This window comes from Polaromonas sp. P1_E1_2 (genome assembly GCF_056406035.1).
The window spans coordinates 1-3,533 of the sequence record NZ_JBFUAZ010000459.1 but is presented as its reverse complement, the minus strand read 5'-3'; the positions used below and the strand labels follow the sequence as shown (position 1 = coordinate 3,533).

At 60.3% G+C, this 3,533-nt stretch carries 5 protein-coding genes; 2 read left to right on the top strand and 3 right to left on the bottom strand.

What is annotated here, in order from left to right; all coding sequences use genetic code 11:
• Positions 1 to 83: 83 nt before the first annotated feature.
• Complete coding sequence (locus tag AC1D1P_RS17950) at positions 84 to 335, top strand: zf-HC2 domain-containing protein (protein ID WP_477673903.1); 252 nt, start codon at positions 84 to 86, stop codon at positions 333 to 335.
• 639 nt (positions 336 to 974) lie between these two features.
• Positions 975 to 1,442: an RNA recognition motif domain-containing protein gene (locus AC1D1P_RS17945; RefSeq protein ID WP_457281904.1), complete on the top strand. Its 468-nt coding sequence runs from the start codon at positions 975 to 977 to the stop codon at positions 1,440 to 1,442.
• 151 nt (positions 1,443 to 1,593) lie between these two features.
• Here AC1D1P_RS17945 and AC1D1P_RS17940 read toward each other — a convergent pair whose 3' ends face one another.
• From AC1D1P_RS17940 to AC1D1P_RS17930, 3 genes are all read right to left on the bottom strand, one after another.
• Positions 1,594 to 2,370, bottom strand: coding sequence for an SDR family oxidoreductase (locus AC1D1P_RS17940; RefSeq protein WP_477673902.1), 777 nt, complete (start codon positions 2,368 to 2,370; stop codon positions 1,594 to 1,596).
• Positions 2,371 to 2,401: 31 nt separating this feature from the next.
• Positions 2,402 to 3,067, bottom strand: coding sequence for an LPS export ABC transporter periplasmic protein LptC (lptC, locus tag AC1D1P_RS17935; RefSeq protein WP_477673904.1), 666 nt, complete (start codon positions 3,065 to 3,067; stop codon positions 2,402 to 2,404).
• Between the two features lie 77 nt (positions 3,068 to 3,144).
• Positions 3,145 to 3,533 (bottom strand): KdsC family phosphatase (locus tag AC1D1P_RS17930; protein WP_477673901.1); only part of this gene is annotated, 389 nt, incomplete at its 5' end.

Here is a 3,533-nt window from a genome sequence, read left to right as displayed (position 1 = left end):
GCATCGGGCCCGCCTGCGCCTGCAGGAGTGTCTGAATATCCACTGGTTTGGCAAAACAGCACCTGATACGGCCGGCCCTTAACATGAAACCCAACCTGACCCTGTTAAGACGCACCTGCCGCGAGGCTGCGGCATTGCTGATCGCGCGGGAAGACCGCGCACTCCGTTTGCCCGACCACATTGCGCTCAAGCTGCATCTTCTGGCCTGCGATGCCTGCCCGAAGTTTGAGAACCAGATTCTGACCATGCGCGCCGCGATGAAGCAGTGGCGCAACTATTCGGATCTTGCCGAGGCTGGCTCCACCGAATTGCCGCCCGATATTCGTCCCAAATAACGCGCCGCCGAACGGGCGAAGGCGGTCGCCATCTCATCGAATAAATATTGATTCGGATTGAATCATTGCAATTTTTTGTAACTATTTTCCTTCCGCGCGCGCGTCAACTGTCCTGCTTATGGCTTTTAACGGACACATCCTCGCTTCCAGCATCAGGGCTGTCCGGAGAGAACTTACGACTCTGATTTCTTCGCGCCGGTAGCCTCTATTCATTGGTAAATCCATAAACAGTAGGCGCTAACTTATTAAGCAGAGCCGTAAATTCGGGCTACTAATAACGCTTTATTGTTAAACACCCGCGTAGCTGGGGTGAAAACCTCATCCCGGGCTTTTTGTTGCGTCATCTTCAATAGAAGTGCTTTAGGTTACCCTGCGCGGCCTTCAAGTCAGCGGGCAAGTCGATACAAAAATCGTAAACAAGCCCGGGAAGCCCCTGTTTATGCGGGCTTGCGAGGCCCAGGCGGTAACGCCAGCTGGTTGTCTTTTTGATAACTGACGCATAATATGCCGGTGCGAGTATCACTATTCGCACACGTTAGGTGATCGGTCAGTTTCGCGCGCTACAGCGGTACGTATCAAGATTTGTTGTGCTTTCGGGACCCCATCGCTTTTGTTTTTGTGTTTTAGAGGAGTCCCTTCATGGGCAACAAACTTTACGTCGGCAACCTGCCGTACTCGGTCCGCGACGAAGACCTGCAACAATCTTTTGGCCAATTTGGCGCTGTCACCAGCGCTAAAGTCATGATGGAACGCGACACCGGTCGCTCCAAAGGCTTTGGCTTTGTCGAAATGGGCAGCGATGCAGAAGCCCAGGCAGCTATCAACGGCATGAACGGCCAGCCTCTGGGCGGCCGTAGCGTTGTCGTGAACGAAGCACGTCCCATGGAGGCACGTCCTCCACGTAGCGGCGGCTTCGGCGGCGGCGGTGGTGGCGGCTACGGTGGTGGCGGCGGCGACCGTTCCGGCGGTGGTGGCTACGGCGGTGGCGGCGGTGGTCGCTCCGGCGGCGGCGGTGGCGACGGCGGTTTCCGCAGCCCCTACGGCGGCGGCGGCAGCGGCGGTGGCCGTTCCGGTGGTGGCGGCGGCGGTGGACGCGGCGGCTACTAAGCCCTGCAGAACCCCCTCTTCAGCCTCTGGTTGAAGAGCGCTTAAAAGGCTTCAAGACTTCGGTTTTGAAGCCTTTTTGCTTTGTAGCGCCCAACTCACGGGCGCGAGCAGCTCCCGTTTTGATAGCGCAGCGCGCAAAAGCGCCCGGCTCTCAGCCCTCGCCCTGGCGATGCTTGCGTGCGCGGCCAGACAAAGCCTTGTCGAACACCGCATTGGGCAGCAGGCGCAACAGCTTGGCCACCACACCCATTTGCCAGGGGATCACCCGGTAGCTGCACCCCGCCTGGATGGTGGCAAACGCTTTTTCGGCAAATACCTCGGCCTTCATCAGAAACGGCATGGCATAGCGGTTTTCGCGGGTCAGCGGCGTGTCGATGTAACCTGGGCAAATCGTCACCACCTTCACGCCACTGGGGCGCAGTTCCCCGCGCAGGCTTTCGCAATAGGCGATGACTGCAGCCTTGCTCGCGCAATAGGCGCCATGGCCGGGAAGGCCCCGTATGCCGGCCACGCTGCCAATACCAACCAGTGTTCCTGTGCCTCGCGAAACCATGCCGGCGATGAACGGATGAAAGGTGGCTGCGACACCGATATTGTTGGTCGCAAAAGTCCGGGCCATGACCTCAAGGTCAGCACGCACCGCGGAGTCCATGCCGATGCTGATACCGGCATTGGCAATCACCACATCGGGCACGCCCTGCGCCGCGATGCAAGCCTCGCCGGCGGACACAATGCTGTCGATGTCGGATACGTCTGCGCCGTAGACCTGGTAGCGGCTCGCACTGATGGCGTGGGTCTCCGCCCAGGCCTGGACCTCGGCGGTTCTGCGGGCAGCCAGCGCCAGCCGATAGCCTGCAGAATAAAAACGCAGTGCCAATGCCTGCCCGATACCGCTGGAAGCACCGGTGATGAATACGAGTCTGGACATGGTGGGCAGTCGTTGATTAGAGAGTGCCGTGCTAGCGGCCCGCCGGCGCGCTGCTTGCCGGATTGACGGGTGGTGCAGGCGTGAGAGTGGGCAAGCTACCAGCACCTGCAGCGCTGGCCGCAGAACGCGGGACGAGAATGCCGCGGACACGTCCTTTGAGGTCAGCCACCTGGTCGAGGTTGTCATAGGCAAAGGTGTCACCGGTGAACTGGTCGGTGCCGCGAATCAGCAGCACCGGTTTGTGCGACTTCACGCGCTCGTCATTCAGGAAGGCATGAAGAAACTCACCGCGAAATTCCATGCGCGGCGTTTCCTTCCCATTCGCATCCTGGCTCGCCTCCCTGACCACCACCGCATTGCCCGTCAACTGCACTTCCGATCCATCACCGTTGGTGTAGGCCCGGTTGGCGGTAGCCGTCGTGATGCGCTTTTCCACATTAATGCTGCGGATGCGCACCTGGTCAATTTCCAGGATGTCGGTGTCGGCGAAATGCCGGGCCTCTGTCCCATAAATTTCGCTCTTGAGCTGGCCCCCGTCGTCAAACGTCTTGACGGTGAACTTGCGCATGAAATAGTCCACATCGTGGCTCGCCTCCCTGGCCACTTCCGGCGTGCTGAAGATCGGGGTGTTGCGCACAAGCCAGTAGGTACCCAGCGCCAGCACTCCCATCATCACCAGCGGCATGTAAATGGCCATGCTGTCCCACACGCGCAGAAAGCGTCGCCACACGTTTTTCAGGTGCAGCAAGGCGCCGCCGCTTTTCACCGCAGTGCTCACTGGCTGTACTCCTGAAGCAGCCCGGTATAACGTCCGCTGGCAACCAGCAGCACATCACAGAACTCGCGTGCGGCGCCATGGCCACCAGGTGCTTGTGTCACGTGGTGGACCATCGCGCGAACCTCCGCGTGCGCATTGATCGGCGCGCAGCTCAATGCCACACGGGAGAGCACGGGCAGGTCGGGCCAGTCGTCACCCATGGCTGCGGCAGCGCTCCAGTCCAGCCCCAGGGCCTGCAGCGTGAGCTCGGCGGCCGGGCGTTTGTCCTCCGTACCGAAATGGGCATGGGTGATGCCGAGTGCCTGCAAACGTGCGCGCAGCACGTGGCTATCGCGCCCGGTGATGACGGCGGGAGTAATGCCGGCCCTCTGGAGCAGCTTGAGGC

What these genes read in the sequence shown, in the direction of transcription:
- AC1D1P_RS17940 (WP_477673902.1), bottom strand. Translation starts at nt 2,370, where the DNA reads ATGTCCAGACTCGTATTCATCACCGGTGCTTCCAGCGGTATCGGGCAG.
- AC1D1P_RS17950 (WP_477673903.1), top strand. Translation starts at nt 84, where the DNA reads ATGAAACCCAACCTGACCCTGTTAAGACGCACCTGCCGCGAGGCTGCG.
- AC1D1P_RS17945 (WP_457281904.1), top strand. Translation starts at nt 975, where the DNA reads ATGGGCAACAAACTTTACGTCGGCAACCTGCCGTACTCGGTCCGCGAC.
- lptC (WP_477673904.1), bottom strand. Translation starts at nt 3,067, where the DNA reads ATGGCCATTTACATGCCGCTGGTGATGATGGGAGTGCTGGCGCTGGGT.